The sequence below is a fragment of the Bacillus sp. USDA818B3_A genome, assembly GCF_009928415.1.
Classification (GTDB): domain Bacteria; phylum Bacillota; class Bacilli; order Bacillales; family Cytobacillaceae; genus Neobacillus.
Genome location: NZ_JAABNN010000004.1, coordinates 197,421 through 221,599, shown reverse-complemented (window position 1 = coordinate 221,599; position 24,179 = coordinate 197,421). Strand labels below are relative to the sequence as shown.

The window sequence follows — 24,179 nt, the reverse complement described above, 5'->3', positions numbered from 1 at the left end:
AAATTGTAGAAGATATCATTAGCAGGTTCTCTACCCATACAGAAAAGGGGGACAAATGATGCAGCAGAAAATTTTAGTGGTTGAGGACGAACGGCATATTGCTAAAATCTTGAAAATTGAACTCGAATACGAAGGATATCAGGTTTTAGTTGCCTATGATGGAAAGACGGGTTTGCAAGCGGCCCTCTCCGAAAAACTCGATTTAATTCTTTTAGATGTCATGCTGCCTGAAATGAATGGGATTGAAGTACTAAGGAGAATCCGAAAGGAAAACTCCCTCATACCAATCATATTATTAACCGCCCGAAACCTTACAATGGACAAGGTAACTGGACTCGATCAGGGGGCAAATGATTATATAACCAAACCATTTGAAATGGAAGAATTACTGGCACGTGTGCGTTCCTGCCTGCGTCATAATGCGATTGCCATCAAAGCCTCCCAGCCAGAGGAATCGATCCTAACGTTTGAAGATTTAACCGTTAATCGTGAAACACGTGAAGTTACCAGAGGGAATACACCTATTACCCTGACACCGAAAGAATTTGATTTGCTTGTTTATTTATTAGCCAATAAAAATAAAATCGTTGCTAGGGAAAATATCCTGTATCATGTCTGGGGATATGAGTATGAAGGGGAAACAAATGTCATCGATGTTTTTATTCGTCATTTAAGGAAAAAAATCGAAGAGGGTTTCGCCGAGCCAACGATTATCCAAACAGTGAGGGGAATTGGTTATACCATAAAGGAGAATTAAGAGCATGAAGATTACAACGAAAATAAACCTCATGACAACTGCTTGGATCCTTTGTGTCTTAATAGCTGTAAATGCAGTGGTCTTTTTTTCGTTTATGAAGATAACAGTGAACATGGAGGATCAGGATCTTTATCAGCGGGCGGACATTCTGATCAAGGAAATGAAGGTGGAGCATTCCTCTACTCGATTAAAAGACCAATTAACCCCCTACCTTACCGGCGATTCTTTTATAAGGATTGTTCAACCAAATTCAAACGTCATCAATGAAGTGACTAATGATAAACCTTTGGCAGCAAAAATCCAGCCGAAGTTTGTTAGGGAAAAAGAAGCGGTAAGGAAAACGATCAGACAAAATAAGCGTGAAGAACAAATCCTTATGGTCAGAGTCCCTATTTATTCCAAAGACAAAATAACGGGGACACTGGAGATTGGCGAAAAGTTATCAGAGCTGGAACTTGCTAAGGATATTTTACTTTCGATTCAAATTTCGAGCACGATCCTTGGAGGGTTATTAGCTATGATTGGCGGAGTGCTCCTGTCTACTCTAATTATGAGGCCGATTTCTAACATGATCAACACGATGGAGGACATTGAACAGAGCGGCATTCCGAAGAAAATAGTCATTCAGCATAATACACATGATGAACTGCAAAAAATGGCGGTCACTTTTAACCGGATGATTCGGAGGTTAGAAGAAAATCTCGAAAAACAAAAACAATTTATTTCTGATGCTTCCCATGAATTAAAAACCCCGCTGACCGTTATTAAGAGTTTTGCTGATCATCTATTAAGAAGGGGAATCCGAAACGAAGCGGACGCCTTGGAAGCAATTGAAACCATCCATTCGGAAGCTGCCAGGATCCAGAAGATGACCGAGAAATTTTTAGACTTAGCCGATACTGAATCAGGAAATCTTTTAGAAAAAAAATCGTTTGATTTAGTAAAGTTATGTGAGAACATCAGTAAGCAGCTTAAAGGTGCGTATAAACGGGAAATCCAGCTTCACTTTGCTGCCCCCTCTATTATAATAACTGCAGACGAGCTGAAACTTAAGCAAGCCATCATTATTTTAATTGATAATGCGATTAAATATAGTACAGATAAAATAGACGTGGCTATCCTTGTAAATGAGCACGACACGGTTATTAAAGTGAAGGATTACGGAATTGGCATTCCAGAAGAAGAAATTGAAAATATATTTGAGCGATTTTATCGGGTCGACAAGGCTAGAAGCCGTGAAACTGGCGGCACAGGACTTGGACTGTCAATCGCGAAAAATATCATGAAGCAGCATCACGGTGAAATCAAAATAAGCAGTACAGAAGGTATAGGTACAGAAGCCGTGTTATTTTTGCCGAAAAGCTAATATGATACATAAAGTTGTTTTCTTCCAATGAAAGAAGGACCTAGATAAAGGGTTCTTCTTTTATTTTTATCAATATGATTGACATTCAAATGTTCATTTGAATATCATATAATCAAATGAGACATTACCGGATGAAACCTGCTTGAAAATAGCGTACGCCTTTGCAGATATGGGTATGACATTATTAGTACATTAGATGGATTACCTCTGTTAAGGGGAAAGGAATAACTTGAGGGGAATTTCCCTGTTCAAATGGAGAAATGTATTGAAAGATATGAATTAGAAAAGGATAACATAATCGGAACCTTTTCGTTTTAAAAAGAGAATTAGAGCTCATTTTTTTAGGGTTCAGGGGGGGATAAACATGGGACATCATCACCATCATCATGGCCACTCGCACGGTCACTCGCATGGCCATTCACATACAAGTAACAAAAAGGCATTGCTTAGTTCCTTTATATTAATAACTGCCTTCATGATTGTCGAAGTGATCGGCGGTATAATCACAAACAGCCTGGCATTATTATCCGATGCAGGTCATATGCTTAGCGATGCTGCTGCATTAGGATTAAGTTTTTATGCTTTAAAACTTGGGGAAAAGCAAGTCTCACAAGAAAAGACCTATGGCTATAAGCGGTTCGAAATCATCGCTGCGGCCCTAAATGGTCTAACCCTTGTGATCATTTCTGTTTATATTTTCTACGAAGCCTTTCAGCGCCTTTTCAATCCACCGGAGGTCCAAAGTACGGGGATGCTCATGATTTCTGTTACCGGATTATTGATTAATATCATTGCCGCTTGGATTTTAATGAGGGGTGATAAGGAAGAAAACTTAAATGTCAGAAGTGCCTTCCTTCATGTTCTTGGTGACATGCTTGGTTCGGTAGGTGCCATTGCTGCCGCTTTACTGATTATGTTTTTCGGCTGGGGGATTGCCGATCCGATTGCCAGCATCATTGTTGCCGTATTGATACTGATTAGCGGCTACCGGGTCACAAAAGATTCTTTTCACATTTTGATGGAGGGGGCACCTTCACAAATTGATATAACTCAAGTCAAAAAGGCTTTGTGCAAGATACCTAACGTCAAGGAGGTCCATGATTTACACATTTGGACGATTACCTCAGGCTATCCTGTCCTAAGCTGCCACATGACAATTTTCGATAATGGTGTTCATGACGAAATCTTGTCTCAATCCCAAAAAATACTTCATGACCAGTTCCATATTGAACACAGTACGGTTCAGGTTGAAAAAGAAGCCAACGGCTGTCCGAGTCCGCATGGCACGTGTAATTAGAATATCAAAAACTCAAACCTTATCTAACGTGTGACGTCCCATCCGCATGTTAGTAAGGTTTTCTTCGTTTTTTTGTGGTAAAATGTTCTAACTTGGTTAAAAATTTGACTAAATGTCTACATACTAGGGGTGTATGAAGAGTGAAAAAATCTGTGGATTCTATGGACAAGCGCTTTAAGATTGCCCATAAGGAAGCACTTATTGGAGTTATCCTTGTTCTTATCAACTTTATCATATGGTATGGTTTTGGCTATGGTATGGGATCTGCCGATGTCAAAGATTATACTTATGTGTTTGGTCTGCCAGCCTGGTTCTTCTACAGCTGCATTCTTGGCTCCATTGTTATGATTATCCTTGTCATCATAGTAGTGAAATATCTCTTCAAGGATATCCCCTTTGATGTTAACGAGGAGGAAAACAAATGAATTGGGCCGTTATTACGCCATTAATTATTTTCTTATTGATCATTTTTGCGGTGGGCCTTTGGTCTAACAAATTGGTGCTCAAATCCACTTCTTTTTTAGAAGGGTACTTCCTAGGCGAACGACAAATGGGCGGGTTCATTCTAGCGATGACGATGGTGGCTACCTATGGAAGTGCCTCAAGCTTTATCGGCGGTCCGGGTGTCGCTTATACTCAGGGATTAGGCTGGGTGTTCCTCGCCATGGCACAGCTGGCAACCGGCTATTTTACGTTAATGGTTCTAGGGAAGAAATTTGCGATTGTAGCCCGCCAGTATAAGGCGATCACTTTAATTGATTTTCTAAAAGAACGATATAAAAGTAAAACAGTAGTTATTCTGTCAGCGGCAAGTATTATTATCTTTCTTTTTTCATCCATGACGGCCCAGTGGATTGGCGGGGCAAGACTGGTAGAATCGCTGACTGGCATGCCTTATTCTACCGCTTTACTGATTTTTGCCTTTTCGGTCCTTGTCTTTGTCATTGTCGGCGGCTTTCGTGCGGTCGCACTTACCGATGCTGTCCAGGGCGTTGTGATGTTTGGTGGGACGTTGATTCTTCTAATTGCGGTCATTAAAGCTGGCGGGGGGATTCCTCACATCATCTCTGATTTGGCAGCGGAAAATCCGAACCTGATCAGTCCGTTTGGTGCGGAACACAACTTAACTCCGGCCTATGTTTCTTCCTTTTGGATTTTAGTAGGGGTAGGGGTGGTCGGTTTGCCGCAAATCGCTGTCAGAGCGATGTCTTATAAAAACTCGAAAGCGATGCACCATGCGATCATTATCGGAACGGTTGTCGTTGGATTTATTATGCTTGGCATGCATTTGATTGGCGTATTTGCGAGGCCGGTGCTCCCAGGCATTAAAATCGGCGATACCGTTATGCCATTGTTATCGATGAAAGTATTGCCGCCGTTTGTTGCCGGAATTGTCCTGGCCGCTCCGATGGCAGCCATTATGTCAACGGTAGATGCACTGCTCATTTTGGTGAGTTCAACTTTGGTAAAGGATATTTACTTGAATTATATCAAGCCAGATGCGGATGAGAACCAAATCAAAAAGGTCAGCTTCAGTGTAACGGCGGTAATTGGGATTATCGTGATTATTTTCTCGTTAAGTCCACCTGACTTAATTGTCTGGCTGAATCTGTTTGCTTTTGGGGGATTGGAATCTGTTTTCATTTGGCCGGTTATTTTAGGTTTGTATTGGAGTAAAGGGAACAAGTATGGCGCAATCACGTCGATGATTCTCGGAATGGGCTCTTATATTTTATTTGACCGTTTTTATCCAAATGCCTTTGGCTTACATACCGTTGTGCTGCCGATTGTGCTGTCATTTTTGGGCTTTATTATTGTTAGTTTATTATCACAGCAAAAGGCATCAGATGTTCTCGTGCAGGCAAGGGATTAAGGTGTGTTTTAGTTGCAATTTTGCTGTTTAGTTTTTAAAATAAATGAATGAGATTATAAACGAGGTGTGCCCATGTTTGAGATCGTTAGGATATTTTCAGCGTTTATTATGCCTGGATTATTGGTATTGCTTTTTTCACGGGTTACTTACAATCGAGTGATCGGCCTTATCTTAACCGTTGCACTAATCGCTGCCTCAGTCTACAAAGGCTACACCGACACCTTTTATCTTATTGTGATTGATGCCTTTTCACTTACGGCAGGTTTCTGGCTCGCAGCTAAGATGAAACACCGCGCAGTTAAAAATAGTTAATTAACTTATCAAGTCTTCTAAGTCTGTCTGGAAATCCGGCAGGCTTTTTATTTTTATGAAAGTGCCGATAAAATCGAAATTTCGCCGATAAATACCGGAAAAGTGCCGATAAATCTCAGAAAAGTGCCGATAAGTTTCGGAAAACTGCCGATAAAAAAATGAGCAGATAGTCACCAAGTGAAAAAACTGAAAAAACGAATACTAGTTCGCATATTATTGGTTTGTTTTTGGGGGATTGTGGTAGAATGTTAATATGTATTTTCGAGATTTAGCACCATCCCGGATAATAAACAGTTTCTAAGCTTTAGAGGGATATTTTTTTACGGGAGGATAAAAAAGTGGAAGACCAATTTGAATTAGTTTCCAAGTACTCGCCACAAGGAGACCAGCCAGAGGCCATCCGGCAGCTTGTGGAAGGGATTAAAAACAATAAACGTCACCAAACCTTGCTTGGTGCCACTGGTACAGGGAAGACTTTTACGGTTTCTAACGTGATTAAAGAAGTAAACAAGCCGACCCTTGTGATTGCCCATAATAAAACGCTGGCAGGACAGCTATATAGTGAATTCAAAGATTTTTTTCCAAACAATGCAGTTGAATACTTCGTCAGCTACTATGATTACTATCAGCCGGAAGCTTATGTGCCGCAAACCGATACATTTATTGAAAAAGATGCCAGCATCAATGATGAAATTGATAAGCTGCGCCACTCAGCGACCTCGTCCTTATTTGAACGGAAAGATGTCATCATCATTGCGAGCGTGTCCTGCATCTACGGTCTCGGTTCGCCGGAAGAATACCGTGAAATGGTGGTATCGCTCCGGACAGGGATGGAAATTGAACGCAATCAGCTGCTGCATCGCTTAGTCGATATTCAATATGAACGAAATGATATTGATTTTAAACGGGGAACGTTCCGTGTCCGCGGAGACGTTGTCGAGATTTTCCCTGTTTCCCGTGATGAACACTGTGTGCGTGTTGAATTTTTCGGAGACGAAATTGACCGCATTCGCGAAGTGGATGCCTTAACAGGTGAAATCATTGGGGAACGCTCGCATATCGCCATTTTCCCGGCGTCCCACTTCGTCACACGTGAAGAGAAGATGCGCTTAGCGATTGAGAATATTGAAAAAGAACTCGAGGAACGGCTGGAAGAGCTTAGGGCAGATGACAAACTGTTGGAAGCTCAACGGATTGAACAGCGCACCCGCTATGATTTAGAAATGATGAGGGAGATGGGCTTTTGCTCAGGGATTGAAAACTATTCCCGTCATTTGACCTTAAGGCCGCCAGGGTCAACCCCATATACATTGCTTGACTATTTTCCGGAAGATTTCCTGATCGTCATTGATGAGTCTCATGTTACCTTACCGCAAATCAGGGGTATGTTTAATGGAGACAAGGCTCGTAAACAAGTGCTTGTGGACCACGGCTTCCGGCTTCCATCGGCACTCGATAACCGTCCGCTCACTTTTGATGAATTTGATAAGCATGTTCACAATGCTATTTTTGTGTCGGCCACACCTGGACCATATGAACTTGAGCATACACCGGAAATGATTCAACAAATCATCCGGCCGACAGGTTTGCTCGACCCTACGATTGAAATCCGTCCAATTGAAGGACAAATTGATGATCTGATTGGTGAGATTCAAGAACGCGTGAAGAAAAATGAACGTGTCCTCGTGACGACGTTAACAAAGAAAATGTCAGAGGATTTAACGGATTACTTAAAAGAGATTGGGATTAAAGTGCAATATTTGCATTCCGAAGTTAAAACACTCGAGCGGATTGAAATTATCCGTGAGCTGCGGCTTGGGAAATATGATGTGCTTATCGGGATTAACTTGCTGCGAGAAGGACTCGATATTCCAGAGGTTTCCCTTATTACTATACTAGATGCTGACAAAGAAGGCTTCCTAAGGTCCGAACGTTCCTTAATACAAACCATTGGCCGGGCTGCCCGAAACTCCAATGGTCATGTCATCATGTATGCAGATAGAATGACAGATTCGATGGAAAAGGCCATTAGTGAGACCAAACGTCGCCGGGCCATCCAAGAAGAGTACAACGAAATGCACGGCATCACACCACAAACGATTCAAAAAGAAATCCGTGATGTCATCCGTGCGACCCAGGCCGCGGAGGACCAAGAAGAGTATAAACCTTCAGCATCCTTCGGTAAGATGTCGAAGAAGGAACGAGAAAAACTGATTATGACAATGGAAAAAGAAATGAAAGAAGAAGCCAAGGCACTCAACTTCGAACGTGCCGCCGAGCTTCGTGATTTATTATTGGAATTGAAAGCGGAAGGATGACGGTTAAATGGCAATGGAAAAACTGATTGTGAAAGGCGCCCGCGCCCACAATTTGAAAAATATAGATGTCACCATTCCGAGAGATCAGCTTGTTGTACTGACAGGACTTTCCGGTTCAGGAAAGTCCTCGCTCGCATTTGATACCATTTATGCAGAAGGGCAGCGCCGTTATGTGGAATCCCTGTCTGCTTATGCCCGCCAATTTCTTGGTCAAATGGATAAGCCGGATGTCGATATGATTGAAGGATTATCTCCCGCCATTTCAATTGATCAAAAAACAACAAGCCGGAACCCGCGCTCCACAGTCGGGACGGTAACGGAAATCTATGATTATTTACGTTTGCTTTTTGCAAGAGTCGGGCATCCAACGTGTCCGAATCATGGGATTGAAATCTCCTCGCAAACCATTGAACAGATGGTCGACCGGATTATTAGCTATCCAGAACGAACCAAAATGCAAATCCTCGCTCCTGTTGTATCGGGACGTAAAGGAGCCCATGTCAAGGTATTGGAGGATATTAAGAAGCAAGGGTATGTCCGTGTTCGTGTGGACGGAGAATTGCTTGATCTTGGTGATGAAATTGAGTTAGACAAAAATAAGAAACATTCGATTGAAGTGGTCGTCGACCGAATTGTCGTCAAAGAGGGCATCTCTTCACGTGTGGCAGATTCGCTTGAGTCCGCTTTAAAGTTAGGGGAAGGTAACGTAATTGTTGATGTCATTGGTGAGGAAGAGCTGTTGTTCAGTGAGAACCATGCCTGTCCAATCTGCGGTTTCTCCATTGGTGAATTAGAGCCGCGGATGTTTTCTTTTAATAGTCCATTCGGCGCCTGCCCGGAATGTGACGGACTCGGTTCCAAACTCGAAGTGGATGTTGATTTAGTTATCCCTAATAAGGATCTGACGTTAAAACAGCATGCGATTGCTCCATGGGAGCCAACCAGTTCACAATATTATCCGCAGCTGCTTGCGGCCGTTTGTGACCATTATGGAATTGAGATGGATTTACCAGTGAAGGATATCCCTGAACACCAAATGGAGAAGATCCTATACGGTTCCGGCAAGGACAAAATTTATTTCCGTTATGAAAATGATTTTGGGCAGCTCCGTGAGGGTCATATCCAATTTGAAGGTGTAATCCGTAATGTCGAGCGTCGTTTTAAAGAAACTAGCTCTGACTTTATCCGTGAGCAGATGGAAAAATATATGGGCCAGCAGCCATGTCCAACCTGTAAAGGCTACCGCCTGAAAAAGGAATCGATGGCCGTGTTAATCAATGGGCGCCATATTTCGCAAATAACCGACCTTTCAGTTGGGGAGTCCTATCAATTTTTTAGTGAGCTGCAGCTTTCTGAAAAAGAAATGCAGATTGCTAAGCTGATTTTCCAAGAGATTAGTGAACGGCTTGGTTTCCTGATTAATGTTGGTTTAGATTATTTAACGCTTAGCCGTACGGCGGGAACCCTCTCCGGCGGTGAAGCCCAGCGGATTCGTCTGGCTACGCAAATTGGCTCGCGTTTAACAGGTGTGCTCTATATTTTGGATGAACCTTCAATCGGGCTGCATCAACGTGATAATGACAGGTTAATCAGTACCATGCAAAGCATGCGTGATATCGGTAATACATTAATTGTTGTTGAGCATGATGAAGACACGATGCTCGCAGCTGATTACTTGATTGATATTGGCCCTGGTGCCGGCGTGCATGGAGGGGAGATTGTCTCTGCAGGCACACCGAAAGAGGTCATGTCAGATCCAAACTCCCTGACAGGCCAATATTTATCCGGAAAAAAATTCATTCCGCTCCCACTTGAGCGCCGGAAGCCGGATGGCCGTTATATCGAAATCAAGGGTGCATTTGAAAATAATTTAAAAAATGTGAATGCGAAGTTTCCGCTTGGCCTGTTTATCGCTGTAACAGGTGTATCCGGGTCTGGAAAAAGTACGCTTATTAATGAGATTCTTCATAAATCATTGGCGCAAAAGCTTAATCGTGCTAAAACAAAGCCAGGCAATCACAAGTCGATCAAGGGAATAGAGCATTTAGAAAAGGTTATTGATATCGACCAATCACCAATCGGCAGAACACCGCGTTCCAATCCTGCAACGTATACAGGTGTTTTTGATGACGTTCGTGATGTATTTGCTTCGACGAATGAGGCAAAGGTGCGCGGGTACAAGAAAGGCCGCTTTAGTTTTAATGTGAAAGGCGGCCGCTGTGAGGCCTGCCGCGGGGATGGGATCATTAAAATTGAAATGCACTTTTTACCTGATGTCTATGTTCCATGTGAGGTTTGCCATGGTAAACGATATAACCGTGAAACGCTTGAAGTGAAATATAAAGGAAAAAATATTTCAGACATTCTTGATATGACTGTGGAAGCGGCGGTGGAGTTTTTTGAAAATATTCCAAAAATCAGCCGGAAGCTGCAGACGATTATGGATGTCGGTCTTGGTTATGTTAAGCTTGGCCAGCCGGCAACGACCTTATCCGGCGGGGAAGCACAACGTGTGAAGCTTGCTTCGGAGCTGCACCGCCGTTCGACGGGTAAAACCTTTTATATTTTAGATGAGCCGACGACGGGGCTTCATGTCGATGACATTTCCCGTTTGTTAGTTGTTTTACAGCGGCTCGTTGAAAATGGCGATACGGTCCTTGTGATTGAGCATAATCTTGATGTCATAAAGGCTGCTGATTATATTGTCGACCTCGGTCCTGAGGGAGGCGACAAGGGTGGAACGGTTGTCGCAACGGGAACGCCGGAAAAAGTAGCAGAGGTTCCTGAGTCGTATACAGGAAAATACTTGAAGCCGATCTTAGAGCGTGATCGGGAACGGATGAAGCAGCAAATTAAAGAAAAGAGTACGATCAAGGCTTAGAAAAAGAGCTGAAATCAGCAGGTATAGAACCTGGCTGGTTTCAGCTTTTTTTTATGCTCGAAAAAATAAGGTTTGGCGGAATTAATGAGGATGTTGGCGGAATAAACTAGAAAGTTGGCGGAAATAATTCAAAATCACGTGGGAAAAATCGCAAAACCGGCGGAATTAATCCTAAATCACGCGGAATTCAGCCAAAAATACCCACTACCATCCCAGCCGCACAGCCGCGCCTAAAAATAACAAACAAAAAAGAAACTATTTCACTACTAATTCGTAAGAAAGAATAGAGGTGATATCGTTATGGAATCGAGAAAAGTCCTATCCAGTTTATGCTACTTTAGTATCTTCTTCGCCGGCTTTATTTTCCCCTTAGCGGTCTATTTAGCAACCGGCGACGAAGGAACCAAACGACATGCCAAAAAGTCACTCCTGTCACACCTAATCCCATTAATCCCAACACCACTAATCATATTTGCTGTATTCTATGATTTTACTTCCCAGCAAGGCACCGTCTCAATCCCTGTCCTTACCATCATCAGCCTAATCGTTCTCACCGTGCTCTGGCTCATCGTCATCATCTGGAACATCGTCAAAGGCGTAAAGGTAATAACAGCTGAATAAACTGTAAGTGAGAAAATCATAAAACTCGAGGTGGACAAAATGAAAGAAGAAAGAAAACGAATTTTACAAATGGTCGAAGAAGGAAAGCTCAAGGCTGATGAGGCCTTAGCACTACTTGAAGAACTAGAAAAAACACAACAAAACATGGAGCAAAAACAAGCTCAAATGGTCAATGAACTATCAACCGCCGTCCAATTTGAAGAAACAAAAAAAGAAGAGCCATCCCAAGCAAAATATCAATCAACAAAAGATAAAATCTTTGAATTTGTTGATCTTGCCTTGAAAAAAGTAAAAGACCTAGATCTAGATCTAAACTTTGGCCACTCCGTGGAAATTTCTCATATTTTTCACCAAGGGAACGCCGAAATAAAAGATATAAATATTGATGTTGCCAACGGGGCTGTAAAACTCGTCGGCTGGGAGCAGCCGGACATCCGCGTCGAGTGCCAGGCAAAAGTTTTTCGTGTTGACAACCAGGATCAGGCCCGGCAAAACTTTTTACGAGATGTTACTTTCACAGTAGAGCACGAAAAATTACGATTCGGTTCACAACAAAAATGGATGAAAGTCGATGCAATCGTATATGTTCCAAAATCCGTCTATAATCAAGTTCGGGTTAGACTGTTTAATGGTCCGATTACTGGGGAACAATTGAACGCAGACGAACTTCGTGTAAAAACCGCAAATGGAAAAATAGCGTTTGAAAATGTAACAGGCAAAAAAACAGAACTGGAAACGGCAAACGGTAAGATTAAACTAAAAAGAAGTCAGTTTGAAAAGGTAGAGGCAGAAACCATTAACGGTTCCATTTCAGTGGATGGGGAAATAAGAAAACTTGAGGCCGGGTCGTTTAATGGAAATATTAATGTCAATCTACAAGGAAACCAAACGGAATTCATTCAAGTCAAAACGGCTGCCGGGGGAATTGACCTCTATATCCCCGAAGACCTCCCGGTAAATGGGAACTTAAAGACCAATCTAGGCGGCTTCCATGTGAACCTTACTGGCATTCAGGTGCTCGAGGAGAAAAGTGAAATGATTCAAAAATCACTGCGTTTCCAATCAGTTAATCACCCAGAGCAGATGGCTTACATGTATGCCGATACAAAAACTGGATCCATCACAATCCACCAATCAAAAGAAGAAAAGTAGGAGACTTAAAAAATGAGATGGCTGATAGGTTGTTTAATCAATGCAATATTGTTTATGGCACTTGCCGGATATTTTCACGAAAGCTTCCAGCTAACCGGCTTTGTTGCAGCCATCGAGGCGAGTGTTTTATTATCCATCTTAAATATACTTGTTCGTCCATTTCTGATTTTATTGACCTTACCTGTGACGGTTTTAACGATGGGGCTTTTTCTGTTTGTCATTAACGCCGTTACGCTTGAGCTGACCGATTATTTGATGGGAACTGACTTTGAAATTGCCGGCTTTAGCATGGCCATGTTCTTTGCCGTACTGATGTCGCTCATTAACATCATCATCCAAAAAACATTGTTCGATCCATCTAGAAAGGCAACCAAATAAACGTCAAGGGTGTACTCCGGCTTTATACGGAGTGCACCTTTTTGCTTTTTGAAAAACTAATATTTGGTTCTTTTTCAAAAAATGCTAAAATAGAAGGTATGAATTCTATTCATGACTAAAACATTCGCTTAAAGGAGGAAAACTTCTTGCCAAAAGTACGCACAAAAGATATTCTGGAGCAATTTCAACTTGAACTAATTAGTGGAGAAGAAGGCATTAACCGCCCAATTACCGTGAGTGATATATCCCGTCCGGGGATTGAAATTGCCGGCTATTTTGAATTTTATCCCGCTGAGCGCATCCAGCTGCTAGGAAAAACAGAACTATCCTTTTTTCAAGAACTCTCTCCAAGCGACCGCGCTTCGAGAATGGAGCGGCTATGTACGGATGTCACTCCGGCTATCATTGTTACAAGAGGAATTGAGGTTCCTGATGAGCTGATTGAAGCATCTGAACGCGAGTCTGTTCCTGTGTTAAGGACAAACATGGTAACGACCCGATTCTCGAGCCGTTTGACGAACTTTTTAGAAAGTAAGCTTGCTCCAACTACTGCTGTTCACGGGGTATTGGTCGATGTTTATGGTATTGGTGTCTTAATTACAGGAAAAAGTGGCGTTGGTAAAAGTGAAACTGCACTTGAACTGGTTAAGCGCGGACATCGTTTAGTTGCTGACGATTGTGTGGAAATTCGTCAAGAAGACCAGGACACATTGGTAGGGTCTTCCCCCGATTTAATTGAACATTTGTTAGAGATCCGCGGTTTAGGGATTATTAATGTCATGACCCTATTTGGTGCAGGGGCTGTCCGCAGCCATAAGCGGATCACGCTGATTATGAATCTGGAAATTTGGGATGCCAAAAAGCAGTATGACCGTCTTGGTTTAGATGAGGAAAAGATGAAAATTATTGATACGGAAATACCGAGATTAACCGTTCCGGTTCGTCCAGGGCGAAATCTAGCGGTTATTATTGAAGTGGCCGCCATGAACTTCCGCTTAAAACGGTTAGGTGTCAATGCTGCACAACAATTTACTGACCGTCTGGCAGATGTAATTGAAGAGGGAGATCAGGAATAAGGGGAGAAATGAGAGATGAACGAAACCATTCAGCCATTGAATCCCATCGCCTTTTCATTAGGACCCATTCAGGTTCATTGGTATGGGATTATTATCGGCTCCGGTCTGGCACTTGCCTTATATCTGGCAATCAGAGAGGCAAACAGAAGGGGATTACCGAAAGACACGTTTGCTGATTTAATGCTATGGGCGATTCCCATCGCGATTATTTCGGCGCGGATTTATTATGTTATTTTTGAATGGGATTATTATGGCAGTCATCCTGCGGATATTCCTAAAATTTGGAATGGCGGTATTGCCATTCATGGGGCCTTAATTGGTTCGGTCATCACGACCATTGTGTTTGCTAAAAAAAGAGGGATTTCCTTTTGGAAGATTGCTGACATTGCCGCCCCAAGTATTATTTTGGGACAGGCCATTGGCCGCTGGGGAAATTTTATGAACCAGGAGGCCCATGGACGCGAAGTAACAAGGTCCTTCCTTGAAAGCTTACATTTGCCGGATTTTATTGTTAATCAAATGTATATCAATGGCGTCTATTACCACCCGACTTTTCTTTATGAGTCCTTGTGGGATTTTGCCGGCTTTATTTTATTAATCTTGCTCCGCCGTGTGAATTTCCGCCGCGGGGAACTGTTTTTATCTTATGTGATTTGGTACTCGATTGGCCGCTTTTTCGTTGAGGGCCTTCGAACAGACAGTTTAATGCTTGGAAGCCTTCGGATGGCACAAACCATATCCATTGCTTTGATTGTTATAGCAGCGGCAATTATAGTTTATCGCCGGACGAAACACAAGGCGTCGGCGCACTACTTAGATCAGACAAATGAATCATAAGGGGCGCTTTAACGTTATTCCTAGGAGCCATCTGGAAACGTACAGAGCTTATTAGAAGAAAGGAAGTCAGCTATGACCAACAAAATTACGACCATACTCTTTGATTTAGATGGAACGTTAATCGATACAAATGAACTCATTATAACGACTTACTTACACACGCTGGAAAAGTATTTTCCTAGTAAGTATAAACGTGAGGATGTACTGCCATTCCTCGGCCCAACACTTCACGAAGTATTTGGAGGTATGACCCAGGTACCGGAGCAGGTGGAGGAAATGATCGCGGCTTATCGTGACTATAATATCTCCAAACATGACGATTTGGTAAAAGAGTTTATTGGAGTATCGGAAACAATTCAGACGCTGAAGGAACGGGGCTATAAACTGGCAGTAGTGACAACTAAACGCTTGGATGTCACGCTTAAAGGATTACGGCTGATGAACCTCGAAAAGTATTTTGAAGTCATTGTAGCCTATGAACATGTAGCCAAAACCAAGCCAGATCCGGAACCCATTTTTAAAGCACTCGAACAGCTAAATTCCACTCCTTCAGAGACAATGATGGTTGGGGATAACTATCATGATATTTTAGCTGGTAAAAATGCCGGAACGCAAACAGCAGGTGTGGCTTGGTCGATTAAGGGCCGTGACTATGTTGCAAGCTATGAACCCGATTATATGCTGGAGAGCATGACTGACTTATTAACCGTTCTCGGAGAGTGAGAAGGATGAGAAATACGACCCGCTACCCTGTTGAGGGGGCAAATTCATTGTGGCACGTCTACAAGACGGTTCCATTCTGGAAGGTTGTAAAAAATTTTATCGTCATCCAGTTAGCAAGGTATATGCCTTTTTTAAAAATTAAAAACTGGATGTACCGTGCATTCCTTAAGGTGAAAGTGGGGGAACAGACCTCCTTCGCCTTAATGGTGATGCTCGATGTCATGTTTCCTGAAAAAATCAGCGTCGGCCGCAACACCGTTATTGGTTATAATACCACGATTCTAGCCCACGAGTATTTAATTAAAGAATACCGGCTTGGGAATGTCGAAATTGGGAATGAAGTGATGATTGGAGCAAATTCTACAATTCTTCCTGGTATAACGATAGGAAATGGTGCGATCGTCTCGGCTGGAACGTTAGTTCATAAGGATGTTCCTCCTGGGTGCTTTGTCGGCGGCAATCCGATGCGGGTGATATATACGAAAGAAGAACTAGAAAAACGCTGGGCAGAGGACCCCATCTATCGAAAGTAAAAAAGTCTGGTCAAATCTGATCAGACTTTTTTATATTGTTTGAAAACTTTCTGTTAAAAATAGGAAATAAGGCACATTTTTGTTCTTGATTTGGAACTATATAATAATATGGCATGGTAATCTAGTAGATTCAGACTCTTAATAGAATGATATTCTTCTATTAAAAAACGTCGATTTTTGGCCGAAAGGAAAAGATAGATAATTCTTCGGGTGCCAGATGATGTGATTTTTCTGAATCCTAAAAAAGGAGAGGATTATCAGAAAGATAAAAAATGGAGGTCTTAGCAAGAAAATTTATTCAAGGGGATAGGTGAAGAGGCAAATGAAAAAGAGGAATATAAAAAGATATAGTAAATTAGCCGCGACAGCTTTGGTACTCAGCACAATAGTATCACCTTCGATACCTTTCAAAGCGAAAGCAGCAACAGTAAATACTGCTACACTCCGTATCTTAGAAACTACCGATTTACATTCAAATATCATGCCATATGATTATTATCAGGATACCAGTAAAGACATTAACTATGGACTGGCTAAGACAGCTACGTTAATCCAACAGGCTCGGTCCGAAGTCTCAAACTCCATGCTTTTTGATGCGGGGGATTTAATCCAAGGCAACCCGCTTGCAGACTATGTGAATAGAATTAAACCTCTTGGCGAAAATGATACACACCCGATTTTGAGAGCGATGAATTATCTCAAATATGATGGTGGAATTGTCGGCAACCATGAGTTTAACTATGGTTTAGATTACTTAGACAATGTATTAGAAGAGGCGAAGTTCCCAATTGTAAATGCAAATATTTACAAAGACGACCACGATACTAACCCTGATAACGATGTTAACTATTTCACTCCATATGAGATTAAAGATAAAAAAATAATAGATTCGGAGGGTAATGAATCTACTATTAAAGTTGGAGTCATCGGCTTCGCTCCGCCGCAAATCATGCAGTGGGATAAGGATAATCTTACAGGAAAAGTGATCACCAAGGATATTGTGGAACAGGCTAATAAGTTTATCCCTGAAATGAAGGCAAAAGGTGCAGATGTGATTGTCGCCATCGCCCACTCCGGCTGTGATATTACATCAGAGGGACAAGAGGAAGCTGAAAATGCAGTCTATGATTTAACAAAAGTCCCTGCCATCGACGCCATGTTATTTGGACATGCTCATGTAAACTTCCCTGGTGATGCTTCATTTAACGGTAAATCCAATATTGATAATACCAACGGGAAAATTAATGGAACTCAAGCCGTTGAAGCCGGTTATTGGGGGAACAATCTAGGTGTGCTGGATTTAGCACTGGTTCAGGACGAAGACGGCAAGTGGACAGTGGATAAGGCAAACTCAAACTCTGTTAACCGCCCAGTAAATGCAGATACCAAATTAGATCAAACGATTGTTGAGGATGTAAAACCTGAGCATGAGGGAACACTTGCCTATGTTCGCGGGAAAATTGGCGAAACTGAAATTCCAATGCACAGCTACTTCTCACGTGTAATGGATGACCCGTCTGTTCAAATCGTCAACAATGCCCAAATCGACTATGTGAATAATTGGGTTCAAACAAAAGCCCCCGAGTTAAAAGGAATCCCAGTTATTTCTGCTGCTGCCCCATTCAAAGGCGGACGCGGCGGTGTCGGTGATTTTACAAATATCGAAAAAGGCGAACTTTCTATTAAGAGTGCCAATGATTTGTATTTATTCAACAACACCTTAAAAGCAGTTAAGTTAAATGGTGCTCAAGTAAAAGAATGGCTAGAAATGTCAGCGGCTCAATTTAAGAAAATTGATCCGAATACAGAAGGAAATCAGGAATTACTAGATTACGATTTCCGACCATACAATTATGATGTTTTTGATGGAATTAAATATCAAATCGATATAACCAAAGATGCTAGATACAACTGGGCCACAGGTGCACTGGCAAACCCTGATTCCCATCGTATCATCAATTTTACCATGATGGATGGAACACCAATTGCGGATGATCAACAGTTTATCGTAGCAACCAACAATTACCGTGCCAGCGGCGGCGGCGGCTTCCCGCCACTAGTAGGCGGAGGAGCACAGGTTGTGATTGATTCTCCATATGAAAACCGTCAGATCCTAATGGACTATATTAGTGATCAAGGCACAGTTAATCCTGTTGCTGACAACAACTGGAAGATCGCTCCGGTTGGCGGCAAGGCGACATTAACTTTTAACTCATCTCCTGTAGCAAAAAACTACTTAGAACAAACTCCGAATGTGAAAGATCTAGGAGCTTCGACAACAAAAGCAGGTTATGAAACCTATGAATTAGATCAAGACGTTCATGTTCAATTATTAGGTATCAACGACCTTCACGGTCAATTAGACTATAAGGCTACTGTATCTGGTAAGCCTGCCGGCGGGATTGAATATTTGGCTGGTTACTTAAAGGAAAGAGAAGCAGCAAATCCTTCTAATACTTTATTGGTACAAGCAGGAGATGCGGTTGGTGCGAGCCGTCCGGTATCTGCTTTATTACAAGATGAGCCAACAATCAAAATTCTAAACGAACTTGGTTTTGATGTTGGTACAATTGGTAACCATGAATTTGATGAAGGCGTAACTGAAATGTTGCGATTAATTAATGGCGGTTCTCATCCGAAAACGGTCGATAAGTATGGTCCATTTGAAGGTGCTAATTTCCCTTATATTGCGGCAAACGTCGTAAAGGAAGAAACCAACCAGTTGATTCTGCCTCCATACGTTGTCAAAGAAGTAGACGGTGTGAAAGTTGGTTTTATCGGTGTTGTGACAACGGAAACTCCAAGCATTGTTACCCCAAGCGGTGTGGCCGGAGTTAAATTTACAGACGAAGCAGAAGCGATTAACAAGTATGCGGCTGAGTTGAAAGGAAAAGGAATTAAATCCATTGTGGTTCTTGCTCATGATCCTGGAACATCAGCAACAGACGGCTCTAACCCAACAGGAAAAGTCGTCGATATTGCTAAAGCAGTCGATGATGAAGTGGATGTTATTTTTGGAGCACATGACCATAAATACTTAAACTCCACGGTAGACGGAAAGCTGCTTGTTCAATCATATTCTTATGGAACAGCATTCTCAGATGTGGATTTAACGATTGACCCAGTGACAAAGGATATTGTTTCGAAACAGGCTGAAATTGTGACAACCTTCCAAGATGCTGCCCATCTTGATGCAAAAATTAAGGCAGAGATGGATCAATATCAGGCAGATGTGGCTCCAATCACTAGTGAAGTAGTAGGGCAGGCGGCTGCGCCAATTTCCCGTTCGACTAATGAATCAGGAGAAGCTGCGCTCGGTAACTTAATCGCTGATGGTATGAGAGCGGCTACTGATACAGACTTTGCGTTTATGAATATTGGCGGGATTCGTGATGATATCAAGGATGCAGGTCCGATTACATGGGGAGAATTATTCGCCATCCAGCCATTCGGCAACGATATTGTTTCCATGAATATTACTGGTGAGCAGGTAAGGACTTTATTAAATCAGCAGTTTGCCGCTGATCGCAACCGAATTATGCAAATTTCTGGTTTGAAATATACTTGGTCCAATAACTTCCCGCTTGGTCAAAAGGTCGTTGATATTTACCTTCCAGATGGTTCGAAAATTGACCCTAATAAAACTTATTCCGTAACCGTTAATAACTTCATGGCTGACGGCGGCGACGGATTTGTTGTTCTTAAACAAGGAACCAACCGCGTAACTTGGGGTCCAGACCTTGATGCATTTGTAAACTACATTAAGTCCATTTCCGGATCAGTGTCAGCAGAAATTGAAGGCAGAATTGTGCTTGATAATGTTGCTCCAGACGCACCTAAAGTAGGACAAATGATTGCCCCTGCAAAGAGTGTAACTGGAAAAGCGGAAGCAGGTGCCGCTGTAAAAGTTTACAAAGGTCAAACATTGCTAGGCAGTGTTGAAGCAAATCAAAAAGGAGTATTCACGATTTCCTTTAAATCTGCTCAGACACATGATACAGTTTTAACCTTCACAGCTACAGATGCTGCTGGGAATACAAGTGAGGTAACTTCAGTAAAACTAGTAAAAAGTAATCCGAAATTCCAATAATTTTTTTAAAAAGGCACTCCTGACTTATGTTGAGGGGTGTTTTTTTTCGGCTGAAAAAAACAAATTCCACCGAATCTCGTGAAAATTCGATAAATTTATTGCGTACAGTCAGTAAAACTAGTTTAAAATAGAAAGAAACTCTAAAGTTTTTATTTGACGTGACCTATATAAAAGAGTAAACTTTAGTATATTATCACATTAGCAGACTAAAGGATTCTGAAAAATACTATAAAATCTGAAGATAAAGGATGAACAAAATGAGTCGCTTGTTTATGTTTGAAAAGCCGCTGGGAATGCGGGATACACTGCCCGAACTATATGAGAAGAAACATCGTGTTCGTACCTTCATGGCAGATACGATGAAACTGTGGGGATACCAATTTATTGAAACCCCAACACTTGAATATTACGAAACAGTTGGAGCTGCATCAGCAATCGATGACCAGCAGCTTTTTAAATTACTCGACAAAGAAGGCCATACTCTCGTACTTCGACCTGATATGACAGCTCCGATTGCCCGGGTAGCGGCATCAAAGCTGTTAAATGAGGACCTTCCTGTAAGGCTTGCATACTCCGCCAATGTCTTTCGTGCACAGCAGCGCGAAGGGGGACGTCCGGCTGAATTTGAACAAATCGGTGTGGAATGCCTCAATGAAGAAACAGTTTCCTGTGACGGCGAGGTTATTGCCCTGTTGATTTCCTCTCTTAAAAAAGCGGGACTGGAGCAATTTCAAGTATCGATTGGACATGTAGGCTTTGCGAACGAACTTTTCGTGCAGATCCTTGGAACAAATGGCAGAGCCACCGCATTACGTAAATTTTTATTTGAAAAAAATTATGTCGGCTACCGTGAGCACGTCCAATCGCTTTCGTTATCATCGATTGATAAAAAGAGACTCTTACAGCTTCTCGAGCTGCGCGGGGGAGAAGAAGTGATGGGCTTGGCACTCGATATTATTGAGAATGATAAAGGGAAACAGGCCATTTTAGAACTAAAGGAACTTTGGGACGTAATTAAGGATTATGGCGTTGCCGAGTATGTAAAATTTGATTTTACGATCGTCAGCCATATGAGTTACTATTCCGGGATTCTTTTTGAAGCCTATGCCGGAAATGTTGGTTTCCCAATCGGAAATGGCGGCCGCTATAGTTTAATAGAGAAGTTTGGAAAAACAGCGAGCGCGACAGGTTTTGCCGTTCGTATGGATATGCTCCTTGAAGCACTTAGCGGCGGCCAAGTCGAAAATAACACTCACTGTATCTTCTTTAGTCAGGAACGACGGAGAGAGGCTTTTGAATTGGCTGCAAGCATGCATGAGCAAGGGAAAAAGGCTGTACTCCAAGATATTACCGGAGTAAGAAATCTCGATGCATTTACAAAAAGATTTGCCGAGACAACTTATTTAATTGGAGGTCGCGCGGAATGAGTAACGTACTAACAATAGCGATGCCAAAAGGGCGTATTTTTATAGAGGCCGTGGATCTGCTCCGCAAAGCGGGATACAATCTTCCACCAGAATTTGATGATTCACGCAAACTAATTATTGACGTTCCAGAAGAGGGCCTGCGGTTTATTTTAGCCAAGCCAATGGATGTTGCTACCTATGTGGAACATGGCGTGGCAGACGTCGGGATTGCCGGGAAGGATGTATTGCTGGAAGAAGAGCGCGATGTGTACGAACTTCTTGATTTAAAAATCAGCTACTGCTATCTGGCTGTAGCAGGTCTTCCTGATACCAAAATGAATGACGTTGCACCAAGGGTTGCGACCAAGTATCCGAATGTGGCCGAGGCTTACTTCCGTGAGCAGGGGGAACAGGTGGAAATCATTAAATTAAATGGCTCGATTGAGCTGGCACCAATCATCGGGTTATCTGACCGGATTGTCGATATTGTTTCTACTGGACGGACATTGAAAGAAAATGGACTTGTGGAGTATGAACGTATTAAGGATGTCACTTCGCGATTTGTCGTCAATCCCGTCAGCTATCGAATCAAAGATCAACAGATTGATGATATGGTGAAACGACTTAGTGAAGTAGTTTAATGGAGGTTTGAAATATGAAAATCTTAAAAGTAGATGACCTTGTTTCAATTAAACGGTCAATTGAATCAGGCACCTCCGAGCAGCTTGCAGTTGTTAAAGAAATAATTTCAGCAATTCGCACTCGCGGTGATGAGGCATTAAAAGAGTTTACGGAGAAATTTGACCGCGTACAATTATCTTCTTTTTCTGTAACCGAAGGTGAATTGGAAGCTGCCTATCAAGAGGTAGATCAGGAGTATATTGAAATCGTTCGAGAAGCTGCAGAGAATATTAAGTCTTTTCATGAAAAGCAGCTCCGTCCTTCTTGGATGACCACAGAAGAGAATGGAACGGTTCTTGGCCAAAAAATCACTCCGCTCGATTCGGTTGGCGTATATGTACCTGGCGGAACAGCTGCTTATCCATCTTCCGTGTTAATGAATGTCATTCCGGCACAGGTAGCGGGGGTAAAGCGGATTGTGATGGTGTCACCGCCGGACTCGGAAGGGAAGCTTCCTGCAGCCGTACTAGTGGCGGCAAAAGAAGCGGGTGTCAAAGAAATTTTTAAAGTAGGCGGAGCCCAAGCGGTTGCTGCCCTTGCTTATGGAACAGATTCAATTGCTCCTGTTGATAAGATTACCGGTCCAGGTAATATTTTTGTCGCTTTAGCGAAACGTGAAGTATTTGGCGATGTTGATATTGATATGATTGCCGGTCCAAGTGAAATCGCCGTTTTAGCAGATGATACTGCCCGGGCGGATGAGGTGGCTGCTGATTTATTATCACAGGCTGAACACGACCCGCGCGCCTGCAGTGTGCTTGTAACACCTTCACTTGCATTAGCAGAGGCGGTTGCTGAAGAAGTGGAAAAACAGCTTGCTGTATTGCCAAGGAAAGAAATCGCTGCCCGTTCGATTGCCGATTATGGTGCGATTTATGTAACAGCTGATCTCGATGAAGCAGTTGAAACGGTCAATCAGTTAGCTCCAGAGCATCTCGAAGTAATCACGGAAAATGCAATCGAACTTTTGGGGAAAATTCGTCATGCGGGGGCCATTTTTGTCGGTCGATATAGCTCTGAACCAGTGGGCGATTATTTCGCAGGACCCAATCATGTGCTGCCGACGAATGGAACAGCCCGTTTCTCTAGTCCGCTGAATGTTGATGATTTTCAAAAGAAATCTAGTGTCATTATATATAGTGAGAAGGCATTAAAGGAAAATGGAGCAAAAATCGCCAAGTTCGCCCGCATGGAAGGGCTCGAGGCACATGCACGAGCGGTTGAGACGAGATTGAAGAACGATAATTAGAAAGAGTAAAGGGGTATCTTAAAATGGAAAGATCAGCAAGTGTTGAACGATATACCGGCGAAACAAAAATTAAACTAGCGTTTGATATTGACGGAGAAGGCAGTTCCAATCTTGAAACTGGCGTCCCATTTATGAGCCACATGCTTGACTTGTTTACCAAGCACGGACAATTTAATTTAACCGTCGATGCCCAAGGAGATATTGAAGTCGATGACCATCACACCACAGAAGATATCGGGATTTGTTTAGGTCAGGCACTTCGTGAAGCTTTAGGTGACAAACGCGGCATCAAGCGTTACGGAAATGCATTCGTTCCAATGGATGAGGCGCTCGCACAAGTAGTTGTAGACCTTAGCAACCGTCCGCACCTCGAAATGCGTGCCGAATTCCCAAGCCAAAAGGTTGGCACGTTTGATACGGAGCTTGTTCACGAATTCCTTTGGAAACTGGCGCTTGAGGCCCGAATGAACCTTCATGTCATTGTACATTATGGACAAAACACACACCATATGATCGAAGCTGTGTTTAAAGCATTAGCAAGAGCGCTGGATGAAGCAACCACTATTGATCCACGTATCAAAGGCGTGCCTTCCACTAAAGGGATGCTCTAACAGCCTAAGGCGATACTA

General features: G+C 42.5%; 20 protein-coding genes. All 20 read left to right on the top strand.

Annotated features, from left to right (window positions below; genetic code table 11):
* Window positions 1–58: 58 nt before the first annotated feature.
* Window positions 59–757, top strand: a complete 699-nt coding sequence (locus tag GXK58_RS10840) for a response regulator transcription factor (protein WP_272928138.1) — start codon at window positions 59–61, stop codon at window positions 755–757.
* 4 nt (window positions 758–761) lie between these two features.
* Window positions 762–2,123, top strand: a complete 1,362-nt coding sequence (locus GXK58_RS10835; RefSeq protein WP_160722609.1) for a sensor histidine kinase — start codon at window positions 762–764, stop codon at window positions 2,121–2,123.
* Between the two features lie 364 nt (window positions 2,124–2,487).
* A complete protein-coding gene (locus GXK58_RS10830) occupies window positions 2,488–3,420 on the top strand; it encodes a cation diffusion facilitator family transporter (RefSeq protein ID WP_160722607.1) in 933 nt (310 codons plus the stop codon).
* Between the two features lie 161 nt (window positions 3,421–3,581).
* Complete coding sequence (locus tag GXK58_RS10825) at window positions 3,582–3,845, top strand: YhdT family protein (protein WP_160722795.1); 264 nt, start codon at window positions 3,582–3,584, stop codon at window positions 3,843–3,845.
* Complete coding sequence (gene panF / locus GXK58_RS10820; RefSeq protein ID WP_160722605.1) at window positions 3,842–5,293, top strand: sodium/pantothenate symporter; 1,452 nt, start codon at window positions 3,842–3,844, stop codon at window positions 5,291–5,293. Before GXK58_RS10825 ends, panF begins: the two co-directional genes overlap by 4 nt.
* Window positions 5,294–5,365: 72 nt before the next feature.
* On the top strand, window positions 5,366–5,605 hold the full coding sequence (locus GXK58_RS10815) for a CsbA family protein (RefSeq protein WP_160722603.1): 240 nt from the start codon (window positions 5,366–5,368) through the stop codon (window positions 5,603–5,605).
* Between the two features lie 338 nt (window positions 5,606–5,943).
* A complete protein-coding gene (gene uvrB, locus GXK58_RS10810) occupies window positions 5,944–7,923 on the top strand; it encodes an excinuclease ABC subunit UvrB (protein WP_160722601.1) in 1,980 nt (659 codons plus the stop codon).
* 7 nt (window positions 7,924–7,930) lie between these two features.
* Window positions 7,931–10,804: an excinuclease ABC subunit UvrA gene (gene uvrA / locus GXK58_RS10805; RefSeq protein ID WP_160722599.1), complete on the top strand. Its 2,874-nt coding sequence runs from the start codon at window positions 7,931–7,933 to the stop codon at window positions 10,802–10,804.
* Window positions 10,805–11,104: 300 nt separating this feature from the next.
* Window positions 11,105–11,425, top strand: a complete 321-nt coding sequence (locus tag GXK58_RS10800) for a DUF4870 domain-containing protein (protein WP_160722597.1) — start codon at window positions 11,105–11,107, stop codon at window positions 11,423–11,425.
* A gap of 39 nt (window positions 11,426–11,464) precedes the next feature.
* Window positions 11,465–12,577, top strand: a complete 1,113-nt coding sequence (locus GXK58_RS10795; protein ID WP_160722595.1) for a DUF4097 family beta strand repeat-containing protein — start codon at window positions 11,465–11,467, stop codon at window positions 12,575–12,577.
* A 12-nt stretch (window positions 12,578–12,589) separates the two neighbouring features.
* Complete coding sequence (locus GXK58_RS10790) at window positions 12,590–12,955, top strand: phage holin family protein (RefSeq protein ID WP_160722593.1); 366 nt, start codon at window positions 12,590–12,592, stop codon at window positions 12,953–12,955.
* A gap of 146 nt (window positions 12,956–13,101) precedes the next feature.
* Window positions 13,102–14,031: an HPr(Ser) kinase/phosphatase gene (hprK, locus tag GXK58_RS10785; protein ID WP_160722591.1), complete on the top strand. Its 930-nt coding sequence runs from the start codon at window positions 13,102–13,104 to the stop codon at window positions 14,029–14,031.
* A 15-nt stretch (window positions 14,032–14,046) separates the two neighbouring features.
* Window positions 14,047–14,868: a prolipoprotein diacylglyceryl transferase gene (gene lgt, locus GXK58_RS10780; protein WP_160722589.1), complete on the top strand. Its 822-nt coding sequence runs from the start codon at window positions 14,047–14,049 to the stop codon at window positions 14,866–14,868.
* Between the two features lie 72 nt (window positions 14,869–14,940).
* Entirely contained in the window at window positions 14,941–15,591 is a 651-nt protein-coding gene (ppaX, locus tag GXK58_RS10775; RefSeq protein WP_160722587.1) for a pyrophosphatase PpaX, read from the top strand.
* Window positions 15,592–15,596: 5 nt separating this feature from the next.
* Window positions 15,597–16,124 (top strand): acyltransferase, encoded by a 528-nt coding sequence (locus GXK58_RS10770; RefSeq protein WP_160722585.1) that lies wholly within the window; start codon window positions 15,597–15,599, stop codon window positions 16,122–16,124.
* A 322-nt stretch (window positions 16,125–16,446) separates the two neighbouring features.
* Complete coding sequence (locus GXK58_RS10765; protein WP_160722583.1) at window positions 16,447–20,214, top strand: bifunctional 2',3'-cyclic-nucleotide 2'-phosphodiesterase/3'-nucleotidase; 3,768 nt, start codon at window positions 16,447–16,449, stop codon at window positions 20,212–20,214.
* 257 nt (window positions 20,215–20,471) lie between these two features.
* A complete protein-coding gene (locus GXK58_RS10760) occupies window positions 20,472–21,641 on the top strand; it encodes an ATP phosphoribosyltransferase regulatory subunit (protein ID WP_160722581.1) in 1,170 nt (389 codons plus the stop codon).
* On the top strand, window positions 21,638–22,261 hold the full coding sequence (gene hisG / locus GXK58_RS10755) for an ATP phosphoribosyltransferase (RefSeq protein WP_160722579.1): 624 nt from the start codon (window positions 21,638–21,640) through the stop codon (window positions 22,259–22,261). The genes GXK58_RS10760 and hisG overlap by 4 nt, the downstream gene beginning before the upstream one ends.
* Before the next feature lie 14 nt (window positions 22,262–22,275).
* Window positions 22,276–23,550 carry a histidinol dehydrogenase gene (gene hisD / locus GXK58_RS10750; RefSeq protein ID WP_160722577.1) on the top strand — a complete coding sequence of 425 codons (1,275 nt, stop codon included), beginning with the start codon at window positions 22,276–22,278 and terminating at the stop codon, window positions 23,548–23,550.
* Window positions 23,551–23,573: 23 nt separating this feature from the next.
* Complete coding sequence (hisB, locus tag GXK58_RS10745) at window positions 23,574–24,161, top strand: imidazoleglycerol-phosphate dehydratase HisB (protein WP_160722575.1); 588 nt, start codon at window positions 23,574–23,576, stop codon at window positions 24,159–24,161.
* The last annotated feature ends 18 nt before the right edge of the window (window positions 24,162–24,179 follow it).

Coding starts and splice junctions, on each gene's coding strand:
- GXK58_RS10790 (WP_160722593.1), top strand. CDS start 12,590: ATGAGATGGCTGATAGGTTGTTTAATCAATGCAATATTGTTTATGGCA.
- GXK58_RS10815 (WP_160722603.1), top strand. CDS start 5,366: ATGTTTGAGATCGTTAGGATATTTTCAGCGTTTATTATGCCTGGATTA.
- GXK58_RS10800 (WP_160722597.1), top strand. CDS start 11,105: ATGGAATCGAGAAAAGTCCTATCCAGTTTATGCTACTTTAGTATCTTC.
- lgt (WP_160722589.1), top strand. CDS start 14,047: ATGAACGAAACCATTCAGCCATTGAATCCCATCGCCTTTTCATTAGGA.
- uvrA (WP_160722599.1), top strand. CDS start 7,931: ATGGCAATGGAAAAACTGATTGTGAAAGGCGCCCGCGCCCACAATTTG.
- GXK58_RS10795 (WP_160722595.1), top strand. CDS start 11,465: ATGAAAGAAGAAAGAAAACGAATTTTACAAATGGTCGAAGAAGGAAAG.
- GXK58_RS10835 (WP_160722609.1), top strand. CDS start 762: ATGAAGATTACAACGAAAATAAACCTCATGACAACTGCTTGGATCCTT.
- GXK58_RS10770 (WP_160722585.1), top strand. CDS start 15,597: ATGAGAAATACGACCCGCTACCCTGTTGAGGGGGCAAATTCATTGTGG.
- GXK58_RS10830 (WP_160722607.1), top strand. CDS start 2,488: ATGGGACATCATCACCATCATCATGGCCACTCGCACGGTCACTCGCAT.
- panF (WP_160722605.1), top strand. CDS start 3,842: ATGAATTGGGCCGTTATTACGCCATTAATTATTTTCTTATTGATCATT.
- GXK58_RS10840 (WP_272928138.1), top strand. CDS start 59: ATGCAGCAGAAAATTTTAGTGGTTGAGGACGAACGGCATATTGCTAAA.
- hisB (WP_160722575.1), top strand. CDS start 23,574: ATGGAAAGATCAGCAAGTGTTGAACGATATACCGGCGAAACAAAAATT.
- ppaX (WP_160722587.1), top strand. CDS start 14,941: ATGACCAACAAAATTACGACCATACTCTTTGATTTAGATGGAACGTTA.
- hisD (WP_160722577.1), top strand. CDS start 22,276: ATGAAAATCTTAAAAGTAGATGACCTTGTTTCAATTAAACGGTCAATT.
- GXK58_RS10765 (WP_160722583.1), top strand. CDS start 16,447: ATGAAAAAGAGGAATATAAAAAGATATAGTAAATTAGCCGCGACAGCT.
- GXK58_RS10760 (WP_160722581.1), top strand. CDS start 20,472: ATGAGTCGCTTGTTTATGTTTGAAAAGCCGCTGGGAATGCGGGATACA.
- hisG (WP_160722579.1), top strand. CDS start 21,638: ATGAGTAACGTACTAACAATAGCGATGCCAAAAGGGCGTATTTTTATA.
- GXK58_RS10825 (WP_160722795.1), top strand. CDS start 3,582: ATGGACAAGCGCTTTAAGATTGCCCATAAGGAAGCACTTATTGGAGTT.